We start from the raw sequence: 22,255 nt of genomic DNA on the forward strand, positions 1-22,255 counted from the left end.
CCTAGTTCTGGGACGCGTGTTTCCCCAGGAGGTCTGCATCATGGCTCACTCCGCCGCTTCCACGACCGGCTCCCCCGCCCTGCCGGAGGTCGCCCCCATATCCCTGAAGGCGATCGCCCCCTGGGCGGTCTTCTTCGGCGTCCTCATGCTCGTCCTGCTGTACTTCGTCGGCGCCGAGCAGGGCGCCACCTCGCTGCTCTCCGGTGAGAGCGTCCACGAGTGGGTCCACGACGGACGTCACCTGCTCGGCTTCCCCTGCCACTGACGGCCGGGGAGTCGCTCTCGTGAACACCGTCTCCGTACGGTCGCTGCTGGTGCGCGGCATGCTCGCCGGGCTGGTGGCCGGCTGTGCCGCGCTGCTGGTGGCCTATTTCCTCGGTGAGCCGTCCGTGGACGCGTCCATCGGCTATGAGGAGGCCCACAGCCACCACGACGACCACGGCGTGGAGCTGGTCGGCCGCACCCTGCAGTCCACCGCCGGGCTGGCGACCGGCGTCCTGGTCTACGGCGTCGCGTTCGGCGGCATCGCCGCGCTGGCCTTCTGCGTCGCCCTGGGCCGGATCGGCCGGTTCGGGCCGCGCGCCACGGCCGCCCTCCTCTCGCTCGGAGGGCTGCTGACGGTCTATGTGGTGCCGTTCCTCAAGTACCCCGCCAATCCGCCGGCCACCAGCGACCCGGACACCATCGGGCAACGCACGGCGCTCTTCTTCCTGATGATCGCGCTGAGCGTCCTGCTGGGCCTCGCCGCGATCATCCTGGGGCGCCGGCTGGCTCCCCGCCTGGGCGCCTGGTGGGCCACCGTCGCCGCGGTGGCGGCCTTCGTCCTCGCGGTCGGCCTGGCGTACGCCTTCCTGCCCTCGTACGACGAGGTGCCCAAGGACTTCCCGGCCTCCGTGCTGTGGCGGTTCCGCCTCTCGGCCCTGGCCGTCCAGGGCGTCCTGTGGACCGGCTTCGGCCTGCTCTTCGGCCACCTCGCCGAACGGCGGCTCGCCCCGCGGGCCGGCTCCGTCGACCCGGCCCGTGGAGTGGTCGAAACCACTCCCTGAACCGATTCCGTTTCCCTCCCCCGACGTGCGGGGCGGCCACCCGGCCGCCCCGCACGTTTTTTCGACTCTGGACTTAGTAGGACGTCCAACTATATGTTCGGGGGCAACCACGAGGACGGACAGGACGGACCGCGCCCCACAAGGGCGCGCGCCCGCGGCCCCGCCGTGCCTGTCCCCGGATCTCACCTGATGAGAGCAGGCTTCCATGGTCCGTGAACTGACCCATTTCATCGGCGGCAAGCACATCCCGGGAACATCGGGCGCCTTCGCCGATGTGTACGACCCCAACACCGGCGAGGTCCAGGCCCGGGTCCCGCTCGCCAGCCGCGCGGAGACCGAGGCGGCCATCGCCGACGCGGTCCGCGCCCAGCGCGAGTGGGGCGAGTGGAACCCCCAGCGCCGGGCCCGGGTCCTGCTGCGCTTCCTCCAGCTGGTCGAGGGCGAGAAGGACGCGCTGGCCCGGCTGCTGTCCGCCGAGCACGGCAAGACGATCGCCGACGCCCACGGCGACATCCAGCGCGGCCTGGAGGTCGTGGAGTTCGCCGCGGGCATTCCGCATCTCCTCAAGGGCGAGTTCACGGACAACGCCGGCACCGGCATCGACGTCCACTCCCTGCGCCGCCCGATCGGTGTCGCCGCCGGGATCACCCCGTTCAACTTCCCGGCGATGATCCCGCTGTGGAAGGCCGCCCCCGCGATCGCCTGCGGCAACGCCTTCATCCTCAAGCCCTCCGAGCGCGACCCGTCCGTGCCGCTGCGGCTCGCCGAGCTGTTCCTGGAGGCGGGCCTGCCGGCGGGCGTCCTCAACGTCGTCAACGGCGACAAGGAGAGCGTGGACGTCCTGCTCGAGGACCCGCGCGTCGGCGCCGTCGGCTTCGTCGGCTCCACCCCGATCGCCGCGCACATCTACGCCACCGCCGCCGCCCACGGCAAGCGCGCCCAGTGCTTCGGCGGCGCCAAGAACCACATGATCGTGATGCCGGACGCCGATCTCGACCAGGCCGTCGACGCCCTCATCGGCGCCGGCTACGGCTCCGCCGGCGAGCGCTGCATGGCCATCTCGGTGGCCGTGCCCGTCGGCGAGGAGACGGCCGACGCGCTCGTCGCCAAGCTCAAGGAGCGCATCGGCACGCTGCGCATCGGCCGCTCCGACGACCCCGAGGCGGACTTCGGCCCGCTCGTCGGCCGCGACGCTCTCGACCGGGTGCGCGGCTATGTGGACCTGGGCGTCGAGGAGGGCGCGGAACTGGTCGTCGACGGCCGGGACTTCGTCCTGCCGGGCCACGAGAACGGCTTCTTCGCCGGCGCCACCCTCTTCGACCGGGTCACCCCGGAGATGCGGATCTACCAGGAGGAGATCTTCGGGCCCGTGCTGTCGGTGGTCCGCGCCGCCGACTACGAGGAGGCGCTGCGGCTGCCCAGCGAGCACCCATTCGGCAACGGCGTCGCCCTCTTCACCCGCGACGGGGACACCGCCCGCGACTTCACCCGCCGCGTCGACACCGGCATGATCGGCGTCAACGTCCCGATCCCCGTGCCCGTCGCCTACCACACCTTCGGCGGCTGGAAGCGGTCCGGCTTCGGCGACCTCAACCAGCACGGTCCCGACGCCATCCGCTTCTACACCCGCACCAAGACCGTCACCTCGCGCTGGCCCTCCGGGGTCAAGGAGGGCGCGAGCTTCACGATCCCGACGATGGGCTGACCGCCATGACGACCACCTTCCTCACCGAGGACCAGCGCGCCATAGCCGAGACCACCCTCGACTTCGCCCGTGAGCACCTCGCCCCCAACGCCGTCGACTGGGACCGCGACAAGCACTTCCCCGTCGACGTCCTCCGCAAGGGCGCCGACCTCGGCCTCGGCGGCATCTACGTCCGCGAGGAGTCCGGCGGCTCCGGCCTCACCCGCGCCGACGGCGTCCTCGTCTTCGAGAGCCTGGCCACGGGCTGCCCCTCCGTCGCCGGCTACTTCTCCATCCACAACATGGTCGCCTGGATGATCGACCACTACGGCGACGACGCCCAGCGCGCCCGCTACCTGCCGGGCCTGTGCGCGATGGACACCCTCGGCAGCTACTGCCTCACCGAGCCGGGCGCCGGCTCCGACGCCGCCGCCCTGACCACCCGCGCCGAGCGCGACGGCGACGAGTACGTCCTCGACGGCGTCAAGCAGTTCATCTCCGGCGCGGGCTCGACCGACGTCTACATCGTCATGGCCCGCACCGGCGGCCCCGGGGCGCGCGGCGTCTCCGCCTTCCTCGTCCACCGCGACGACCCCGGTCTGTCCTTCGGGCCCAACGAGAAGAAGATGGGCTGGAACGCCCAGCCCACCCGCCAGGTGATCCTCGACGGCGTCCGGATCCCCGCCGACCGGCTGCTCGGCGGTGAGGGCGAGGGCTTCCGCATCGCCATGGGCGGGCTCAACGGCGGCCGGCTCGGCATCGCCGCCTGCTCCCTCGGCGGCGCCCAGAGCGCCCTCGACCGCACCCTCGCCTACCTCGCCGACCGGGAGGCCTTCGGCGAGCCCCTCATCGACTCCCCGGCCCTGCGCTTCCGCCTCGCCGACATGGCCACCGAGCTGACCGCCGCCCGCGCCCTGGTCCGACAGGCCGCCGAGGCCCTGGACCGCGGCGACGCCCAGGCCCCGCAGCTCTGCGCCATGGCGAAACGATTCGCCACCGACACCGGGTACACGGTCGCCGACCAGGCGCTGCAACTCCACGGCGGCTACGGCTACCTCAACGAGTACGGCGTCGAGAAGATCGTCCGCGATCTGCGGGTCCACCGGATCCTGGAGGGGACGAACGAGATCATGCGCCTCATCGTGGCCCGTGGCCTGACGGGGGCCGGCCGGTGAGCGGGAGCATCGACGACTCCGTACTGTTCCGCGTCGAGGGCCGGGCCGCCCATATCGTCCTCAACCGGCCCAGGGCCCTCAACGCCCTCACCCACACCATGGTCTCCCGCATCGACGAGGCCCTCACCGCCTGGGAGCACGACCCGGCCGTCGAGACCGTCGTGATCACCGGCGCGGGCGAGCGCGGGCTGTGCGCGGGCGGCGACATCCGTTCCATCCACGAGGACGCCCGCACCGGCGGCACGGCCTCGGCCGACTTCTGGCGCGACGAGTACCGGCTCAACGCCCGGATCGCCGACTACCCCAAGCCGTACGTGGCCGTCATGGACGGCATCGTCATGGGCGGCGGCGTCGGCATCGCCGCCCACGGCGGCGTACGGATCGTCACCGAGCGCTCGCGGGTGGCCATGCCCGAGACCGGCATCGGCTTCGTCCCCGACGTCGGCGGCACCTACCTGCTGGCGAAGGCGCCCGGCGAACTCGGCACCCACCTCGCCCTGACCGGTGAGGCGGTGGGCGCCGCCGACGCCCTGCTGTGCGGGCTCGCCGACCACTTCGTCCCCTCGGACCGGCTGCCCGCGCTCCTCACGGAGCTCGCCGACGCGCCGGCCCACGAGGTCGTCGCCCGGCATGCCGCCGAGGCGCCCGGGGGCGAACTGGCCGGTCACCGCGAGTGGATCGACGCCTGCTACGCCGCCGGCACCGTCGAGGAGATCGTCGAGCGCCTCCAGGGCCATGGCACCCCGGCCGCCAAGCAGGCCGCCGAAACGATCCTCGCCAAGTCCCCGACCGCGCTCAAGGTCACCCTGGCAGCGCTGCGCGCCGTGCCTGGGCTCGGTTCGCTGGGGCGGGCGCTGGAGCAGGAGTACCGCGTCTCGTGCGCGGCCCTGACCGCGCCGGACCTGGTCGAGGGCATCCGCGCCCAGGTGATCGACAAGGACCGGAACCCGCGCTGGTCGCCCGCCACGCTCGCCGAGGTGGGCGAGGCGGACGTCGCCCGGTTCTTCGCACCGCTGGGCGAGCGGGAACTCGCCCTTACCCAGGAGGTGTCGTGATGAGCAGCAGCACTCCCCTGACCGTCGGCTTCGTCGGCCTCGGCCACATGGGCGGCCCGATGGCCGCCAACCTCGTCAAGGCCGGGCACCGGGTGCGCGGCTACGACCTGGTGGCCGAGTCCCTGGAGGCGGCCGCGGCCGCCGGTGTCGAGCCCGCGGCCTCGGCGGCGGACGCCGCGACCGGCGCCGACGTGGTCGTCACCATGCTGCCCGCCGGACGGCACGTCCTCGCCCTCTACCGGGACGAGGGCCTCCTCGCCGCGGCCGCGCCCGGCACGCTGTTCGTCGACTGCTCCACCATCGACGTCGCCGACGCCCGCGCCGCCCACCAGGCCGCGCTCGAGGCCGGCCACCAGGCCCTGGACGCGCCCGTCTCCGGCGGGGTCGCCGGTGCCGAGGCCGGCACGCTGACCTTCATGGCCGGTGGCGGCGAGGCCGAGTTCGCGCGGGCCGAGCCGCTGCTCGCCGTCATGGGCGGGAAGACCGTGCACTGCGGCGGCCCGGGTGCCGGGCAGGCGGCGAAGATCTGCAACAACATGATCCTGGGCATCTCGATGATCGCGGTCAGCGAGGCCTTCGTCCTCGGCGAGAGCCTCGGCCTGTCCCACCAGGCCCTGTTCGACGTGGCCTCCACGGCGTCCGGCCAGTGCTGGTCGCTGACCAGCAACTGCCCGGTCCCCGGCCCGGTCCCGGCCAGCCCGGCCAACCGCGACTACCGGCCCGGCTTCGCGGCCCCCCTGATGGCCAAGGACCTCGGCCTCGCCGCCGACGCGCTCCGCGCGAGCGGGATCGACTCCGCCTTCGGGATCGAGGCGGCGAAGCGGTACGCGGAGTACGCGGCGGGCACCGGGGCGGCGGAGGACTTCTCCGGGATCATCCGGACGATCCGGCAGCGCGACGAACGAAACGAGACGGCTTCCTGATGACGACCACGTACGAGACCATCCTCGTCGAGCGCAAGGGCCGCGTCGCCCTTGTCACCCTCAACCGCCCCAAGGCCCTCAACGCCCTCAATCTCCAGGTGATGAACGAGGTCGTCGAGGCCACCGAGGCCCTCGACCGGGACCCGGACGTCGGCTGTATCGTCCTCACCGGCTCGGCGAAGGCGTTCGCCGCCGGTGCCGACATCAAGGAGATGCAGCCGCAGGGGTACATGGACATGTACCTCAACGACTGGTTCACCGCCTGGGACCGGCTCGGCGCCCTCCGCACCCCGACCCTCGCGGCCGTCTCCGGCTACGCGCTGGGCGGCGGCTGCGAACTCGCCATGCTGTGCGACATCCTGCTCGCCGCCGACACCGCCGTCTTCGGGCAGCCGGAGATCAAGCTCGGCGTCATCCCCGGCATCGGCGGCTCGCAGCGGCTGACCAGGGCCGTCGGCAAGGCCAAGGCGATGGAGCTGTGCCTGACCGGGCGCACCATGGACGCGGCCGAGGCGGAACGGGCGGGCCTGGTCTCCCGGATCGTCCCGGCGGACGAGCTTCTCACGGAGGCGCTGTCCGTCGCCGAGACGGTGGCCGGGATGTCCGCGCCGGTCGCCATGATGGCGAAGGAGGCGGTGAACCGGGCGTTCGAGACGACGCTGGCGGAGGGCGTGCGGTTCGAACGGCGCGTCTTCCACGCGGTGTTCGCCGTCGCGGACCAGAAGGAGGGGATGGCGGCGTTCGTGGAGAAGCGGAAGCCGGATTTCCGTCACCGCTGACGTTCCGGGCGCGCCCCGTCGCGGGGTGCGCCCCGTCGCAGGGTGCGCCCCGTCGCAGGGTGCGCCCCGTCGCAGGGTGCGCCCCGTCGCAGGGTGCGCCCCGTCGCAGGGTGCGCCCCGTCGCAGGGTGCGCCCCGTCAGGGGCGCGGGGAACTGCGCGAACGGCCACGCACGGCCCGCAGCCGCTCGACCGCGCGCCGTCGGGGGCTGATCGCGCAGTTCCCCGCGCCCCTGACGGGGCACGTCTCTAAAGCGCCAGCTTGAAACCGTCGTGGCTGCGCGCGAAGCCCAGCGCAGCGTAGAAGCGGTGCGCGTCCTCGCGCCGCTTGTTGCTGGTGAGCTGCACCAGCGCGCAGCCACGCGCGCGTGCCCTTTCGACCGCGCGCGTCATCAGCGTCCGGCCGAGCCCGCCGCCGCGCCGGTCGGCGCGGATGCGGACCGCCTCGATGAGCGCCCGCTCGGCGCCGCCCTTGCCGAGCCCGGGGATGTACGTCGCCTGCAGGCACCCCACCACCGTGCCGGCCTCCTCGACCAGGACCAAGAGCTCGTTGCGCGGGTCCTCGTCGATCGCCGCGAACGCCCGCTCGTACTCCTCCGTCACCACGACCGTCGACGGATCCACGACGTTCTCCTCGTCCGCGAGCAGGGCGAGCACGGCCGGCAGGTCCGCGCGGGTGGCGGGGCGCAGGATGAGAGCGGGGACGGGGGCGGTATCCGGAGCGGCTGACATGGCCCGACCATAACCGACATCCCCCAGGGTCCCGATCCGGACAAGTCGCGTGCGGGGCCGATACCGTGGTCGGGTGGGGTTACCGGGGGAACCCGGGGCGGTCCGAGGGGGTTGGGAGGGGCTGAAACCCACAGGCCCTCCCGTGTCACTAACGGAGCGTGTCCGGTCCACACTTGACCGTAGTCGGCCGACGCCGATTGACTTCTGCCCGCTTACGTACAGCAGCGCAGCGCCCCGTGACCTCGGAGACCCCGTGACCCCTGAAGTGACCCCCGAACCGCTCACGCCGCTCGACCTCGCCTTCTGGAACATCGAGTCCGCCGGTCATCCCCTGCACATGGGCGGGCTCTTCGTCTTCGACGCCGACACCCCGGACGCCGCCGAGCGTGCCGCCGGGCTGCTCGCGGACCGCGCCGCCCGGATCCCGGGGCTGAACACCCGCATCCGTCCCGTCCTGCTCCCCGTCGGGGCCGCCGCCCGGCATGTCGCCCCCGGCTACGACCCGTCGGACCACGTCCATCTCACCGCGCCCGTGCGGGACTTCTTCGCGGCCGCCGGGGCGCTGATGCAGCGGCCCCTGGAGCGGGGGCGGCCGCCGTGGGCCGCGCACGTGCTGCCCGGTGCGGACGGCACGTCCTTCGCCGTGCTGTTCACGTTCCACCACGCCCACGCGGACGGCATGCGCGCGGCGTCGTACGCCCTGTCGCTCCTGGATCCCGCCGCCGACGGGGCGCCCGTTCCGGCCGGCGTGCCGCGGAAGCCGAAGCAGGCGGCCGGGCCGCGTCTGCCCGGGCCGCGCGAGCTGCCCGGTCTCGTGCGCGGTGTCGTCACCGACGCCGGGCGCGCCCTGTCCATCGGCTCCGCCATGGCCCGCGCCGCGCTGGACGTGCGCTCCTCGCCCGCTCTCGTCTCCCGCGCCACCGGCGCTCGCCGCGCCGACGGCGCGATCGTCGATCTGCGCGATGTGAACCGCGTCCGCGAGGCCACGGGCGGCACCGTCAACGACGTCCTCCTCGCCGTGGTCGCGGGCGGCCTGCGGCGCTGGCTCGACAAGCGCGGCGACGGCAGCGACGGCGTACGTCCCCGCGCCCTCGTCCCCGTCTCGCTGCGCGACCCGGGCGACCCCAGCGCCTCGGGCAACCGGCTCTCCGGCTATCTGGTCCGGCTCCCCGTCGCCGAGGCCGAGCCGCTCGCCCGCCTGGGCGCGGTACGCCGGGCCATGGAGACCAACAAGCAGGCGGGCCCCGCCAGCGGGCCGGGCGCCGCCGCGCTGCTCGCCGAGGTCATCCCGCCCCTCGGCCACCGCTTCGGCGGCGGCCTGATCGCCCGCTCGGGCCGCCTCTTCTACGACCTGCTGGTCTCCAGCGTCCCGTTGCGCGGCGCCCAGGGCCTCACGCTCGCGCGCAGCCGCGTCCGCGAGGCCCATCCGCTCGCCCCTCTGGCGCCCGGGCAGTCCCTCGCCGTGGGCATCACCACCTACGAGGACCGTGTCTGCTACGGCCTGATCGCCGACGCCGTCGCCGTGCCCGACCTGGACCTGCTCGCCCGGTCGATCACGGAGGAGGCCGCCGAGCTGGTCGCCGTCTGCGGCGGCTGAACCGCATGGAAAAGGCCGCTGCCCCCGTCGAGGAGACGGGGGCAGCGGCCCTTCGTGTGGAGAAACGCCGGTCAGTGGTGGCTGGTGGTGTTCATGAAGCCGATGACCACCGCGCCCCACCAGCAGATCTGGGAGATCATCGCCGTGGCCCCGCCCCAGGCCAGCAGGCGCGGCGACGGCTCGCCGGCCGGCTGCCGGGCCATGTGCTTGTTGAGCAGGCCCGCCTGGAGACCGTTGAGGCTCAGGACGAGGACGAACGCCAGCTTGATCGCGGTGGGCGTGGCCGAGGGGTTGGGGTGGAGGAAGACCCCGCTCGTGACGAGCCCGGCGAGACCGGCCCAGATGGGCAGGTGGAGCTTGCTCGCGCTGCCGAGGGCCTCGCGCAGGGTGGTACGGCCGGTGATCCACAGCAGGCCGTAGTAGTCGGCGACGAGCACGGCGCCGAAGCCGAGGACGAGGCTGGCGAGGTGCACGAAGAGCGCGACCGTGTGGAGGGACGCGTCCGCCTGGAGGTGGATCGAGACCCACACGCTGGCGGCCCAGCCCGCGCACAGGGCGACGGCGGCACCGGCGAGCGTCCACCAGGTGTCGTAGAGGCCCAGCGGACGGGCGTGACGGGCGCCGCCGGTGCGGGGTGCCGCCATCGCGACGGGCGGGCGGGACGGTCGGATGACGGACAGAGGCGGCTGTGACGACAGAGCGGACACGTGAATCTCCCAACGCGGACCCTTGGCGATGGGCAGAGCTCACCCGTCGCCGATCCTGGGCCGTACTGTGACCGGCCCGAGGCCGGTACCGAATGAGTCGCGTCCTCGACTGTGAGGACCGACACCAGTGCCAGAGGTCTCCCCGGCAGTGCCAGAGGTCTCCCGGCCAGGTCTTCGGCCTCGGCGCGGCCGGTCGATCCGGCACGGCGCTCCACGCGGCCGGTCGATCCGGCACGGCGTGTCCACACCAGAACATCCCTTCGAGGAAATCGCAAGCCCGGACGTCACAGTCAATGCCGTCGTTTCGGTCCCTCCTGGCCTAGCCTGAGCCCGCAGGACACGGCCTGGGCCACCGGAACGAGGCGGGTGGGGGCATGCGCGTCACTGTCGTCCTTTTCACAGCCGATCTGCGGCTGCGCGACAACCCCGTACTGGGTGCGGCGCTGCGCGCGGCCGAGCGCGTGGTGCCCCTGTTCGTGATCGACTCCGGGATCGCCCGTGCGGGCTTCGTCACACCGGCGCGCGCGGCCTTCCTCGCGGACTGCCTCGCCGATCTCGACGAGGGGCTGCGGGCGCGGGGCGGCCGGCTGGTCGTCCGGGCCGGGGACGTGGTGGGCGAGACGTGCCGTGTGGCCGCCGAGACGGGTGCGACGGAGGTGCACCTCGCGAGCGGGGCGAGCGGCTACGCCCAGCGGCGGGAGGAGCGGCTGCGCTCGGCGCTGGCGGCGGACGGCCGGGCGCTGCGGGTGCACGACGCGGTGACGACGGCCGTGGCGCCGGGGGTGCTCGTGCCCTCGGGAAAGGATCATTACGCGGTGTTCACCCCGTACCACCGCCGCTGGTCGGCCGAGCGGCTGCGGCCCGTCTCCCCCGCGCCCCGGCGCGTCGAGCTGCCCCGGGTGCGCTCGCTCCCGCTCCCCGGGCCCGGGGACCTGGCCCGGGGGCCCGCCCCGGCGGGGCTGCCGAAGGGCGGCGAGAGCGAGGGCCGTCGCAGGCTCGCGGCCTGGCTGCGCTCGGGCCTCTCGGGCTACGCGGTGGCGCACGACGATCTGGCGGCGGACGCCACGTCCCGGCTCTCCCCTTATCTGCGCTTCGGCTGTCTGTCACCGGTCGAAGTGATCTCCCGGGCCCGACGGGCCGCCCAGGCGGGGGCGGGCGCGGAGGCGTTCGTCCGCCAGCTGGCGTGGCGCGACTTCCATCACCAGGTCCTGGCCGCCGTCCCCGAGGCGGCCCACCGCGACTACCGCCCCCGGCACGACCGCTGGCGCACGGACCCCGACGAGCTCGCCGCGTGGCGGGCGGGCATGACGGGCTACCCGGTCGTGGACGCGGCCATGCGCCAGCTCGCCCACGAGGGGTGGATGCACAATCGCGCCCGGATGCTGGTGGCCTCCTTCCTCACCAAGACGCTGTACCACGACTGGCGCGAGGGCGCCGGGCACTTCGAGGGCCTCCTCGTCGACGCGGACGTGGCGGACAACCGGCTGAACTGGCAGTGGGTGGCGGGCACGGGCAACGACACCCGCCCCCACCGCGTCCTCAACCCCCTCGTGCAGGCCAGGCGCTTCGATCCCCGGGGCGAGTACGTGCGCCACTGGGTCCCGGAGCTGGCCGCGCTGCCGGGGGCCGCCGTCCACACCCCGTGGCGGCTCGACGGCCCCGAGCGGGCGGCGCTGCGCTACCCCGCCCCGATCGTCGGTCTCACCGAGGGCCTGGCCCGCTTCCGGCGGGCGAGGGAGCTGGACTGACCGGCGCCGGGCCCGTCGGTTAGCGCACGTCGAAGACGTTCGGCCGGCCCGCCCGGTAGCGGGCCTCGTCCTGGCGCTGGAAGGGCTCCAGCTCGGGCGGCCGGTACAGGGTCCAGACGCGGCAGCGCGGGGCCGGGGAGCCGTCCGCGTCGAGCAGGGCGTTGACCGCGCGGCGGGCGGACTCGTTGGCGCCCTCCATGGTCGCGAGGTCCATGTCGGTGGCGACGTAATCGCCCGCGAGGAACAAGTTGGGTACGGCGGTGCGGCTCGGGGGACGGTCGTACCAGGTGCCCGTGGGGTGGACGAGGAGCTGTTCGCGGTTGGCCGGGGACGGGCCGCCCAGCCCCGTGACCGCCGGGTCCATGAACCAGGAGTGGACGTCGTCGTCGGACAGCACGCGCCGCCCCGTGTCGTTCAGCCCGGCCTTCAGCTGGGCCCACACCTCGCGGATCACCTCCTGCTTGGTGCACTCGATCGCGGGTTTGCCGTAGAGGATGCCGGGCGCGTCCCATTGCGAGACGCACACGGACAGGCAGTCGGCCACCTGGCCGTCGCCGTAGTCCGCGCGGAAGTCACGGCCGGGCCAGAACTGCGCCTGGCTGATGGTGGTGAGCGCCCACGGGGAGTCCACGTGGTCGACGTGCCCGTGGACGACGGGGGTGCGGGTGCGGAGGTAGAACTGCACGCCGACCATCCAGTCGGTGCGCAGCCGGTCGCAGCGGGCCAGCCGGGGGTCGGCGGCCCGCAGGGCGCTCCCCCAGGTGGCGCGGGCGTGCTCGACGGGCATCGCGCTGACGTAGTGGTCGGCGCTCACGGCCCGGGGTACGCCGATCCCCCGGGAGCGCAGCCGGACGTGGCTGACGCGGCCGTCGCGGCACACCACCTCCTCGACCTCGGCGCCGAGTGCGAACCGGACTCCGAGGCGGCGCAGGTGGGCGGCCCAGGGGTTGATCCACGCCTCGTTGGTCGGGGCGTTGAGCACCCGGTCCGGCTCCCCGTCGTTCCCCCGGCCGAGCCCGTTGTAGAGGAAGGCCTGGAAGACCCGGGCGACGGTCCGGGTGCTGGCGATCTCGGCCTTGGTGGCGATGACGTTCCGGGTGACGCCGGTGCCGAGGAGCCGCTGGTAGTCCTGGGACATCCGGGCCGCGTCGATGAAGTCCCACCAGGGCACCCGCTCCCACTGCCCGTAGCGGCGCAGGTCGCAGCTGGTGAGGTGGACGAGCACGCGGTGGGCGAAGTGGAGGACCTCGCCGGGCGGCAGGCGCAGGGCCGTGTCCAGGGCGCCCGCGAGGGTGCCGGGCAGGGCGTCGGGGAGCAGTGCGGCGAGGCCGGGCGGGGCGAGGAGGGTGTGGAAGGGGATGCGGAGGCCGGGGCGGCCGCCGGTGCGGGCGAAGAGTTCCTCGGTGGCGTTCACCAGGTTGTCGTGGACGCTGTGCCTGCCGTCCGGCAGCGGGATCCTGCGCAGGGTGTCGGGGAGGTTGCGGTAGAAGCCGGGGAAGAAGCGGAAGCCGTGCTCTCCCGGGAGCGGGCGCCGGCCGTCCCGGGCCGTGCCGGGGACGTCCATGCTGCGGGCCTTGCCGCCGAGCGCGGTGTTGCGTTCGTACACGGTGACCCGGTAGCCGCGTTCGGCGAGCTCCTGCGCGGCGCTGAGCCCGGCGACGCCGCCGCCGAGCACCGCGACGTCGCGGCCCGTTCCGCCGTGGCGGGCGGCGGCCCCGGCCCGCCCGGCGGACGCCAGGGCGGCCGCGCCGCCGGCGCCGCCCGCCGTCGCCAGGAATTCCCGCCGAGTGCGCTCGTCACGCCCGTTCCCCTGCCGTCTGCCCATGACCGGGCCAACGACCGCACGGCGTCCGGGGCACCGGGCGGGCAGGGGGCGGACAGGGGGCGCGCTCCCCCGCGCGAAGGAGCGAAGGGGGATGCGCGGGATCAGACGGACAAACACACGAACAGGCCAGCACGAACAGGCCAGCACGAACAGTCAGACGGACAAGCGGAAGTGCAAGCTTCCGAAAGCCACTTGGTCCCCCGGGTGGACGCGTACGGTGCCGGCTATGCGCTGCCCGTTGACGTAGGTGCCGTTGCGCGAGCCCAGGTCGGACAGGCGCCAGTGATTGTCCACATAGCGCAGCTCGGCGTGGCGGCGGGAGACCGTGTCGTCGTCGAAGCGCAGGCCGGACAGGGGCGAGCGGCCGATGGTCAGCGTCGCCCCGCCCGGCTCGGGCAGCCTGAGCCCGGGCAGCCGTGCTCCGCGCCAGGCGCCGCGCAGCAGGCCCGTCAGCCCCGCCAGGCGGGTGACCGTGCGGACGAGGAAGTCCGAGAAGCGGCCGTGGGTGCGCAGGTCGGCCATGGCGAGGTCGATCTCGGCGCGGTGGCGGGCGGTCAGGACGATGTTCATCCGGCGCATGAACGTGTCGTGCGAGAGCCTGCCGTCTCCGGCGCCGTCCCGGAGGACGACCAGGGCCTGGTTCCGTTCGGCCTCGGAGGGCCGGGTGAGGCGCGTACGGAAGTCAGGTGAGGTCATAAGGGTGATTCTCGGTCCGGCAGGCGCTCCCTGTCCATATCTCACGCCCCCGGGAGGCGACCGGCGCCCCACCGGCCCCTCCGGGGTGCTCATCGCTCAGGCCGTGGCCGTGAGTTCCCCGATCCGCTCGGGGAAGTCGGGCTGGGGCAGGGGCAGATCGACCTCCTCGACGAAGCCGAGGGCGTCGGGGACGTAGGCGATGACGGCGCTGGCGGCGGGCGAGAAGCGCTCCCCGTCGCGGAGGCTGTCGAGCATCTGGAGGGCGGCGTTGAGATCGCCCCGGTCGATGTCCTCCGGGGTCTGCGGGATGAGCGCCTCCAGCCCGGCCTGCCGGCGCCACAGCTCCGCCTCCCTGCGTTCGCCGAAGGCCATGTGGTGGAGGTAGAGGCAGCAGGCGGCGCCGGCGGCGTCCGCGCCGGCGGCGAACTGCCACCAGAACCGGGCGCTGTCCTCCCGGTCGGCGAGCTGGAGCACACAGCCGAGGACCAGGGCGCCGTCGGGCTCCAGCATCCGGTGGGCCAGGAACGCCCCGAGCTTGTGGAGGTCCTGGGCGACGACCGTCTCGCACAGGCTCCGCAGCCGCCGCCGGAAGGCCCGGTGCGGCAGCGAGTTGCGCTCGGCGGACCGTACGGCGGCCGCGCGGGCGGGCTCCATCTGGTCGTCGAAGTACAGCGCTCCGTGCCACATCCGCTCGGCCAGGCGGGCCCGCAGCCGGGCCTCGGCCTGGTCGGTGTCGGCGATCGTGTAGGGCCGGGGTTCGAGGCGGGCTTTGGCCAGGGCGTGGTCGAGGGACCCGATCACCGGTGCTCCTCTTCTCTCTCCAGTCCGAGGGCGTCGTGGAGACGGTGTCTCGCGAAACGGGCGGTGGACCGTACCCCGCCCTGGGTGATGCCCATGATGTCGGCGGTCTCGCGGATGCTGTAACCGAGGCAGTAGTGCAGGACGATGACGTCGTGCTGGCGCTCGGGCAGGGCGCAGATGGCCTTGTAGACCGACAGGCTCTCCTCGAGCTCGCCGATCGGGTCGACGGCGTGCCGCAGCGCGGACGTCTCGAAGGCGGCGGTGTCGATGACGGTGGGGCGCCGGCCCCGGGCGCGGGCGCAGTCGATCGTGCGGTGCCGGACGACGGACCAGGCGTAGGCGTTCGGCGACTCGGTCCTCAGAACCTCGCTCCAGGTGAAGCAGAGATCCTCGAAGGCCTGGTCGACGGCTTCCTCGGCGTCGTGGCGATTGCCGAGGTAGAGCTCGGCCCACTGCATGTAGCGGGGGCGGTAGAGCTGGTGGAACGCACGATAATCGGCAGGCAGTTCGGTCATGGGAAACGTACCCGCATGGCGGGAGAGCGTCACCGTTTCCCTCCCCGCCGCCGGCCCGTCGCCCCGTCGCCTGCATCGTGTGGGATCACGGAAGTACTGGTCCCTCCGGTTGTGGATGGTCATGAGCCGGGCGGGGCCTGTCCACGCCCCGGTGTCACCGCGCCCGGGAGGGGACGCCTTCGCTCCACCCCCTCCGCAAGTAATGGCGTTCGGGGCGGCGCGTTTGTGCATCGAGCGATCGTAAAGTCTTACGGAAGGCTACCTTCCGGTTGCCCTCCGCCACCCGGCGCGGCGGCCCTTGATCACTCGACGCGCCTGGCCGAAAGCGGACGGGCACCGTCGCCCGCCCTCCACCGGCTCTGCCACAGTCGGCCCGTCAGCAGTTGACGATCAAGGAGAGTGCCGTGAGGGACGTCGTTCCCCCTGCCCGAATACGTCTGCGGGCCGCCGGCGCGGCCGCTGTCATGACCGCCGGATTACTGTGGGCGGGCCCGGCGTTGACAGGCCCGGCGTGGGCAGTCCCGGCCCACCCCGCCGCCACATCCGAAGTCACCGCCGGTGAGGCACCGCTGATCGACGCCGGGTCGGCCGACGGCCGGCGGTTCCGGGCCTCGGGCCGGCTGGTCGGGGGCGGCGGTACGACGTGCACGGCGACCGTCGTCCACGGCACGGGGCAGCCCGACCCCGCGCGCAAGGCACTGATCCTGAGCAACGGGCACTGCGCCGACGACTCGATGCGGACCAACGACGTCGTCGTCGACCAGGCCGCGCCCGAGGGCTGGAGCTTCACCCCCGCGTTCTTCCACGACAACGCCGCCGAGCACAGGACGTTCACCGTCGAACGCGTCGTCTACGCGACCATGAAGGACATCGACGTCTCGCTGCTCCAGCTCTCGGCCACCTACGGGGAGCTCGCCGCGCTGAAGGTGACGCCCTGGACGCTCGCCGACCGCCCGGTCGCGGCGGGGACGCCGCTGCGGGCGGCCCACGCGCCGACCGACGGGGTCGAGGAGGGCAAGCGCTTCCTGCGCCTGTCCACGTGCGGGGCGACGGCCGCCGCCGTGAGCCTGCACGAATCCTCCTGGCTGTGGCGAAACTTCACCCGGACCGACTGCCTCGGCATCAGCGGCGGCTCGTCGGGCGGTGCCGTCACCACCGCCGACGGGACCCGGCTCGTCGGCCTGCTCAACACCGTGGCCACGCCCGGCTATCTGGGCTGCGGCCTCGGCCGGCCCTGCGAGGGCGGCCCGGCGGGGCTGGTCGTCCCCAAGGACGACACGGCCTACGCCACGCCCGTCGACGCCGTGGCCTCGTGCCTGGACGGGACCGGTCTGCGGCTGCGCCGGGCGGGCTGCCGGCTCGACCGGGGCGAGCAGGTGACCGTCGAATCGGCCGGACAGCACACGCAGTCGCACACACCGCAGGGCCCGGCCCGCTGGGAGGCGCGCGTCACCCCCGACAAGGCCGGCCGGCACACCTACGTCGCCTTCAAGAGCGGCCCGTTCGGTGTCACCGACTGCACCCGCCCCCAGGGCTACGGAAAGCCCCAGCGGCTGACGGCCACGGGCGTGGACCACAAGGACCCGCTGCCGCCGCGCGAGGGCCTCCACGTCCTGTGCGTCGCGGGCGGACCCGACGACACCGCGCACGGCCCCGGCTGGGCCGCCTCCTTCGCCCACCCGTCGTACGCCTGGGCCCTCGTGGACGACACCCCGCCCACCGTCGCCCCGACGGTCGACATCCGGAGCTTCGAGGGCGAGGACGGCGGCAAGCGCTTCTGGGTCCGCCCGGTGTACGCGCCCTGGGAGATCACCTCGTACAAGATCAAGTACGGCCCGAAGGCCGGCACCGACTGCGCCGCCCCCGAGGGCTACCGCCCCTACCTGGGCGTACCCACCACCCTCGAGGCGGCCAAGGGCCCCTGGACCTACTGCGTCATCGGCTACGACAACGCCGACAACCCCACCCCGCCGACGCCCTTCACCGTCGCCTGACCCACTGGGACGTCCGGCTGTGGCGCCCGTCGCCCTCTGTCGGCCGGCGGTGCGCCACTGCACGATGGGACGCGTGGTGCCCGCCGGGCATCACGCGTTGCCGGGCGCCACGCGTTCCGGCCGAGGACCTGATGAGGGGGTCTCATGCGACGGATCGCCATCGTAGGAGCGGGACAGGCGGGATTACAGCTGGCGTTGGGGCTCCAGGCCCACGCCTACGACGTCACGCTCGTGTCCGCCCGCACGGCCGGGGAGATCCGGGACGGGCACGTGCTGTCCACCCAGGCGATGTTCGGGCCGGCGCAGACCATCGAGCGCGAGGCCGGGCTGAATCTGTGGGACGACCAGGTGCCCGCCGTCCACACGATCCGGGCCACCGTGATCGACCCGCCCGGCACCCTCGCCGCCGCTGTCACCGGCAGGCTCGACCACCCCCAGCGGTCGGTGGACCAACGGGTGAAACTCTCCGGCTGGCTGGAGCTGTTCGAGCGGCGGGGCGGCCACGTCGAATACCGCTCGGTGGACCGGGCGGAGCTCGCCGCACTGGCCCGCGGGCACGAGCTGACGATCGTCGCGGCCGGACGCGGCGGGCTCTCCGGCATCTTCCCGCGCGACCCCGAGCGCTCCCCCTTCGACCGCCCCCAGCGCACCCTGGCCTGCCTCTATCTGCACGGCGTGGCCGCTCCGCCGGAGCCGGCCGAGACACATGTGCGCGTCATGATGATCCCCGGCGTCGGCGAGGGGCTCCTCCAGCCCGCCCTGACGACGAGCGGCCCCTGCACCATCCTGCTGTGGGAGGCGGTCCCCGGCGGCCCGCTGGACTGCTGGCAGGACCGCCCCGGGCCGCGGGACAACCTCGAGCGCTCGCTGGCGCTGATGCGGGAATTCGTGCCGTGGGAGTACGAGTTGTGCGCGAAGGCGGAGCCGACGGACGCGACGGCCACCCTCTACGGCGCGGTCGATCCCGTCGTCCGGCACCCCGTCGCCCGGCTCGACGGCGAGGTGTCCGTCCTGGGCATGGGCGACACCGTCGTCGTCAACGACCCGGTCACCGGGCAGGGCTCCAACAGCGCCGCCCGCTGCGCCGACGTCTACCGGCGCGCGATCCTCGCGCGCGGCGACCGCCCCTTCGACGACTCCTGGATGCGCGACACCTTCGAGGAGTTCTGGGCCTACGCCCGCCACGCGACGGCCTTCACGACCGCGATGCTCGGCCCGCTCCCCCCGCACGTGGCACGGGTGCTGGCGACGGCGACCGTGCGCCAGGAGGTCGCCGACCGCTTCGCCGAGGTGTACGCGGACCCCTCCGGGGCCCGGTGGTTCCTCGACCCGGCGGAGGCCGGCGCCTATCTGGACGCCATCGGCGCGCGGCCCTGACGAGCCGGGGCGCGCAGCAGCCGTGCGCCCCCGCCCACCGGCCCGAGGGGACCGGTGGGCGGGGGCGACGCCCGCCGCCGTACGGGATCAGCTCCCGGCCACCGCCGGGGCCGGCGCGCGGTGGTGCCGGCTGATGTTCTTCTCCAGCAGGGCCAGGCACTCGGCGACGCCCACGCTCGACGGCGTCGTCTCGGGCAGCCGCCCGTCGTCCTCCTTCAGCCGGCGCAGCGCCTCGTCCATCGCGGACTGGGCGGCGAACAGGCAGGGCGTGCTGTAGATCGCCACGTCCACGCCCAGCTCGGTCAGTTCGGACCGGCTGAGGCGCGGGGACTTGCCGCCCGCGATCTGGTTGAACAGCAGGGGCTTGTCGCCGATGACGCCGCGCACCTTGCGGATCCATTCGACGCTGCGCACGCCGTCGACCAGGATCACATCGGCGTCGCTGGCGGCCAGCGCCTCGGCGCGGCGCAGGATCTCGCCCTCCTCGGTGGCGTCGGTCCGGGCGACGACGACGAGGTCGCGCCGGGCGGACAGGACGAGTTCGAGCTTCTCCAGGTACTCGGTCAGGGGCAGGATCTGCTTGCCGTCGACGTGGCCGCAGCGGCGCGGGCGCTTCTGGTCCTCCAGGATCACGCCCGAGGCGCCGATGGCCTCCAGGTGCTGCACGGTGTGGCAGGCGGTCTCGGGGTCGACGTAGCCGTCGTCGATGTCGACGAGCAGATGGTGGGCGGGGAACGCCAGGCGCATCCGCTGGACGAAGGCGACGATGTCCGGCCAGGCGATGAACCCTATGTCCGGCAGGCCGTAGTGCGAGGCGGCGAAGCCGAATCCGGAGACGAACATGCCGTCGTAGTGCTGGGCGGCGACGGAGGCGGAGAACATGTCGAAGACGCCGATGAGGGGTGTGGTGCCGTTCTCCGCGATGGCGGCACGTAGCCGGTTGGGGTGATTCACGGTACCCTCCAGGACACTGGTCGCGCCGACGCGTGCTGATGACCGCTGCCCGCTGAAGCTCGCGGTCATGCCGTCGGCGTCACGAGAAGGAAAAGTGAAGAGCGGGGAAGCCCCGGGAGCTGTCGCGCGGTCAGGCGCGATACGGCTCCCGGGGTTTTCTGCGTCTGCCATGCGAGTGCAGGTGCGCTGATGCAGGTGCGCTGACGCGACAGGACGTTAGTCAAGCTTTGGTCATGGCACAATATTGGCGAGGTAAAACAGACCGCGCTGCGACGCTTTCACGCCGCCCCGTCCCTCGCCCCACCCCGGCCCCTCCGGACCGTCCTCACCCCTCGTAGGCGTCCACCAGCTCCTGGATGTCGATTTTCTTCATGCCCAGCATCGCCCGCATGACCCGCTGGGACTTGACCGGATCGGGATCGCCCAGCAGCTCGGTGAGGGCCCTCGGTACGATCTGCCACGACACGCCGTACTTGTCCTTGAGCCAGCCGCAGGGACCCTCCGACCCGCCCTCGCCGAGTGCCGACCACAGCTCGTCGACCTCCTCCTGCGACGCGCAGTCCACGCTCAGCGAGATCGCCTCGTTGAACGTGAAGTCGGGGCCGCCGTTGAGCGCGAGGAACCGCTGCCCCGCGAGCTCGAACTCGACGGTCATCACCATCCCGGCCGGCCGCGGACCGGCCTCCCCGTAGCGCCGGATCTCCACGATCCGGGAGCCGGGGACGACGGACGTGTAGAACGTGGCCGCCTCCTCCGCCTGGTCGTCGAACCACAGACAGGGCGTGATCTTCTGCATGGTGTTCTCCCGGCTTCTCCCACGGGCGGCCCGGTGCCGCCGGCGGCGGCGACGCCACCCGCATCATCGCCCACGGCGGCGGCTTTGTCCGGGCGACCCGGGCGGCGTCCGGGGGGAAAACGACAGGACCGGGCGGCGCCCGTGGCGCCGCCCGATCCCCGGTGGATCAGTGCCCCGCGGGCTCGTCGAGCGAGCTCAGGTCGTGGGCGTAGATGCCGACCGCGTGCGCGATGACCCCGATGTTGAGGTCGAACGCCTTGCGGTCGATGTTGGCGAGGGTGTCACCCGCGCCGTGGTAGTTGGGGTCGTACGCGGTGCCCGCCGTGCCGCCGAACCGGGCCGCCTGGTCCTTGGTCTTGATGCCCTCGGCGCCGGTGAAGGTGCCGCCCGCCGGGATGCCCTTCTCGATGAACGGGCCGTAGTCGGAGCGGCCGTCGAAGTCGGTGCCCTCGTGCGGGGCGCCCTTGCGGTCGAGGTAGCCGTTGATCAGCTTCTCGATCTGCGCCGAGCCCTTGGGGCCGGGGCCCGAGCCCGTGTGGTCGGAGTCGTCGCCGTCGTAGACGAACTCCACCGGGTTCGGCGAGGCGATCATGTCGAAGTTGAGGTAGAGCGCGATCTGCTTGCGCTGCTTCTCGCTGAGCTGGGCCACGTAGTGCTCGGAGCCGAGGAGGCCGAGCTCCTCACCGGACCACCAGGCGAACCGCACCTTGTTGGTGGGCTGCTGGCCGTGGCCGCGGGTCTGCTGGGCGAGCTTGAGGGCGACCTCCAGCAGGCCGGCGGAGCCGGAGCCGTTGTCGTTGATGCCGGGGCCGGCGGGCACGGAGTCGAGGTGGCTGCCGAGCGTCACGACGTGGTCGGCGCTGCCGCCCTTGGTCTCGGCGATCACATTGCGGGTGGGGCGCTTGACCGCCTCGGTGGCCACGTCGAGACGGACCTTGGTCTCGCCCTTGGCGACCTGCGCGGCCAGCGCCTCGCCGTCGGCGAGGGAAACGCCCGCGGCCGGGATGTGGGCCTTGTCCGGCGTCTCGACCGTGCCCCGGACCGGCTCGGTGCCGGAGTGGTTGTAGAGGATCAGGCCGGCGGCGCCCGCCTTGGCGGCGATCTCCTCCTTCTGCTGGAGGGCGCAGCTGCCGCGCTTGACCAGCGCGATCTTCCCCTTGAAGTCCTGGCCGGCGTAGTCGTCCAGGCCGCAGCCCGGGGTCGCGTCGACGCGGACGGCGGCCAGCGGGGCGACGAGGCCGCCCTCGGGCGTGGCCTTGCTGAACTTGTAGGCGAACGTGCGGATGTCGCGGGGCTCGGGCGTGACGACCGCCAGCTTCTCGCGCAGCGTCTTGGACTCGTAGAAGTCGAAGTCCTGGTACGAGACGTCGTAACCGGCCTTCTTCAGCAGGCGGTAGACGTACTCGGTGGACGCCACGTGGCCGGGGGTGCCGGCGGCGCGGTTGCCGCCGTTGGCGTCCGCGATCTTCTGGAGGGCCTGGAGGTGGCGGTAGGCGCTCTTGCCCGAGGAGTTCTTGACGAGCTTGCGGGCGAGCCGTTCGGCCTTCTCGTGCTGCCCGGCGGGCCGCGCCTCGGCGGGCGCCGCCGCGGCGAACAGCACGGGGGTGGCGACGACGGTGGTGACGAGAGCGGATATCGCTCTTCGGCGGAGGTGTGCGCGCACGGAGGTCCTTTCGGTGCGGGCGGCCTTCGGTGGCGGCCGCCCGGTCTGCGGTCGTCGCGATCGACGGCCGATCACAACCGACCGGACGGTATCGAGTCAACACCGGTCAGGGGAAGGGTCCCGGGCGGTCGATACAAGATCGCCACATGCCGGTCATGCCCGACCCGGTCGGCGCCGGTACGTCCCCGTA

General features: G+C 73.1%; 20 protein-coding genes. 11 read left to right on the forward strand and 9 right to left on the reverse strand.

Features of this window, described 5'->3' with window-relative positions:
• Positions 1-40: 40 nt before the first annotated feature.
• The 7 genes from IE096_RS07940 to IE096_RS07970 all read left to right on the forward strand — a co-directional run bounded on the left by IE096_RS07940 (position 41) and on the right by IE096_RS07970 (position 6,662).
• Positions 41-265 carry a CbtB domain-containing protein gene (locus IE096_RS07940; RefSeq protein WP_189450053.1) on the forward strand — a complete coding sequence of 75 codons (225 nt, stop codon included), beginning with the start codon at positions 41-43 and terminating at the stop codon, positions 263-265.
• A 19-nt stretch (positions 266-284) separates the two neighbouring features.
• Positions 285-1,046: a CbtA family protein gene (locus IE096_RS07945; protein ID WP_189450055.1), complete on the forward strand. Its 762-nt coding sequence runs from the start codon at positions 285-287 to the stop codon at positions 1,044-1,046.
• Positions 1,047-1,251: 205 nt separating this feature from the next.
• Positions 1,252-2,751: a CoA-acylating methylmalonate-semialdehyde dehydrogenase gene (locus IE096_RS07950; protein ID WP_189450057.1), complete on the forward strand. Its 1,500-nt coding sequence runs from the start codon at positions 1,252-1,254 to the stop codon at positions 2,749-2,751.
• 5 nt (positions 2,752-2,756) lie between these two features.
• The gene (locus IE096_RS07955; RefSeq protein WP_189450059.1) at positions 2,757-3,905 is read left to right on the forward strand and encodes an acyl-CoA dehydrogenase family protein; all 1,149 of its coding nucleotides are present in this window, start codon (positions 2,757-2,759) and stop codon (positions 3,903-3,905) included.
• The gene (locus tag IE096_RS07960) at positions 3,902-4,960 is read left to right on the forward strand and encodes an enoyl-CoA hydratase/isomerase family protein (protein ID WP_189450061.1); all 1,059 of its coding nucleotides are present in this window, start codon (positions 3,902-3,904) and stop codon (positions 4,958-4,960) included. Before IE096_RS07955 ends, IE096_RS07960 begins: the two co-directional genes overlap by 4 nt.
• The gene (gene mmsB / locus IE096_RS07965; RefSeq protein ID WP_189450062.1) at positions 4,960-5,883 is read left to right on the forward strand and encodes a 3-hydroxyisobutyrate dehydrogenase; all 924 of its coding nucleotides are present in this window, start codon (positions 4,960-4,962) and stop codon (positions 5,881-5,883) included. The genes IE096_RS07960 and mmsB overlap by 1 nt, the downstream gene beginning before the upstream one ends.
• A complete protein-coding gene (locus IE096_RS07970; RefSeq protein ID WP_189450065.1) occupies positions 5,883-6,662 on the forward strand; it encodes an enoyl-CoA hydratase in 780 nt (259 codons plus the stop codon). The genes mmsB and IE096_RS07970 overlap by 1 nt, the downstream gene beginning before the upstream one ends.
• Before the next feature lie 247 nt (positions 6,663-6,909).
• On the opposite strand, the gene IE096_RS07975 is transcribed toward IE096_RS07970, so the two are convergent.
• Positions 6,910-7,392, reverse strand: a complete 483-nt coding sequence (locus tag IE096_RS07975) for a GNAT family N-acetyltransferase (protein ID WP_189450067.1) — start codon at positions 7,390-7,392, stop codon at positions 6,910-6,912.
• 265 nt (positions 7,393-7,657) lie between these two features.
• On the opposite strand from IE096_RS07975, the gene IE096_RS07980 reads away from it, so the two are divergent.
• Positions 7,658-8,989: a wax ester/triacylglycerol synthase family O-acyltransferase gene (locus IE096_RS07980; protein ID WP_189450902.1), complete on the forward strand. Its 1,332-nt coding sequence runs from the start codon at positions 7,658-7,660 to the stop codon at positions 8,987-8,989.
• 71 nt (positions 8,990-9,060) lie between these two features.
• Here the strand turns inward: IE096_RS07980 and IE096_RS07985 are convergent, their stop codons facing one another.
• A complete protein-coding gene (locus IE096_RS07985) occupies positions 9,061-9,696 on the reverse strand; it encodes a hypothetical protein (RefSeq protein ID WP_229820037.1) in 636 nt (211 codons plus the stop codon).
• Positions 9,697-10,070: 374 nt separating this feature from the next.
• Here IE096_RS07985 and IE096_RS07990 point away from each other — a divergent pair, with 374 nt between their 5' ends.
• A complete protein-coding gene (locus IE096_RS07990) occupies positions 10,071-11,444 on the forward strand; it encodes a cryptochrome/photolyase family protein (RefSeq protein ID WP_189450069.1) in 1,374 nt (457 codons plus the stop codon).
• Positions 11,445-11,463: 19 nt separating this feature from the next.
• On the opposite strand, the gene IE096_RS07995 is transcribed toward IE096_RS07990, so the two are convergent.
• From IE096_RS07995 to IE096_RS08010, 4 genes are all read right to left on the reverse strand, one after another.
• Positions 11,464-13,269: a hydroxysqualene dehydroxylase gene (locus tag IE096_RS07995; RefSeq protein WP_189450071.1), complete on the reverse strand. Its 1,806-nt coding sequence runs from the start codon at positions 13,267-13,269 to the stop codon at positions 11,464-11,466.
• 153 nt (positions 13,270-13,422) lie between these two features.
• Complete coding sequence (locus tag IE096_RS08000) at positions 13,423-13,965, reverse strand: FHA domain-containing protein (RefSeq protein ID WP_189450072.1); 543 nt, start codon at positions 13,963-13,965, stop codon at positions 13,423-13,425.
• A gap of 96 nt (positions 13,966-14,061) precedes the next feature.
• Positions 14,062-14,766 carry a hypothetical protein gene (locus IE096_RS08005; protein WP_126912727.1) on the reverse strand — a complete coding sequence of 235 codons (705 nt, stop codon included), beginning with the start codon at positions 14,764-14,766 and terminating at the stop codon, positions 14,062-14,064.
• Positions 14,763-15,281 carry an RNA polymerase sigma factor gene (locus tag IE096_RS08010; protein ID WP_126912728.1) on the reverse strand — a complete coding sequence of 173 codons (519 nt, stop codon included), beginning with the start codon at positions 15,279-15,281 and terminating at the stop codon, positions 14,763-14,765. The genes IE096_RS08005 and IE096_RS08010 overlap by 4 nt, the downstream gene beginning before the upstream one ends.
• Positions 15,282-15,685: 404 nt before the next feature.
• Between IE096_RS08010 and IE096_RS08015 the strand changes: the two genes are divergently transcribed.
• Together IE096_RS08015 and IE096_RS08020 are read left to right on the forward strand one after the other, a co-directional pair.
• Entirely contained in the window at positions 15,686-17,275 is a 1,590-nt protein-coding gene (locus IE096_RS08015; RefSeq protein ID WP_189450074.1) for a trypsin-like peptidase domain-containing protein, read from the forward strand.
• A 144-nt stretch (positions 17,276-17,419) separates the two neighbouring features.
• Entirely contained in the window at positions 17,420-18,652 is a 1,233-nt protein-coding gene (locus IE096_RS08020; RefSeq protein ID WP_189450076.1) for a styrene monooxygenase/indole monooxygenase family protein, read from the forward strand.
• Positions 18,653-18,739: 87 nt separating this feature from the next.
• On the opposite strand, the gene IE096_RS08025 is transcribed toward IE096_RS08020, so the two are convergent.
• The 3 genes from IE096_RS08025 to IE096_RS08035 form a co-directional block, all read right to left on the reverse strand.
• The gene (locus tag IE096_RS08025) at positions 18,740-19,606 is read right to left on the reverse strand and encodes an isocitrate lyase/PEP mutase family protein (protein ID WP_189450077.1); all 867 of its coding nucleotides are present in this window, start codon (positions 19,604-19,606) and stop codon (positions 18,740-18,742) included.
• Between the two features lie 325 nt (positions 19,607-19,931).
• Entirely contained in the window at positions 19,932-20,402 is a 471-nt protein-coding gene (locus tag IE096_RS08030; protein ID WP_189450079.1) for a VOC family protein, read from the reverse strand.
• A 166-nt stretch (positions 20,403-20,568) separates the two neighbouring features.
• Positions 20,569-22,065, reverse strand: coding sequence for a M28 family metallopeptidase (locus tag IE096_RS08035; protein ID WP_189450081.1), 1,497 nt, complete (start codon positions 22,063-22,065; stop codon positions 20,569-20,571).
• Positions 22,066-22,255 lie beyond the last annotated feature (190 nt).

Origin of the sequence: Streptomyces abikoensis (assembly GCF_014648775.1) — a bacterium.
GTDB lineage: Bacteria > Actinomycetota > Actinomycetes > Streptomycetales > Streptomycetaceae > Streptomyces > Streptomyces abikoensis.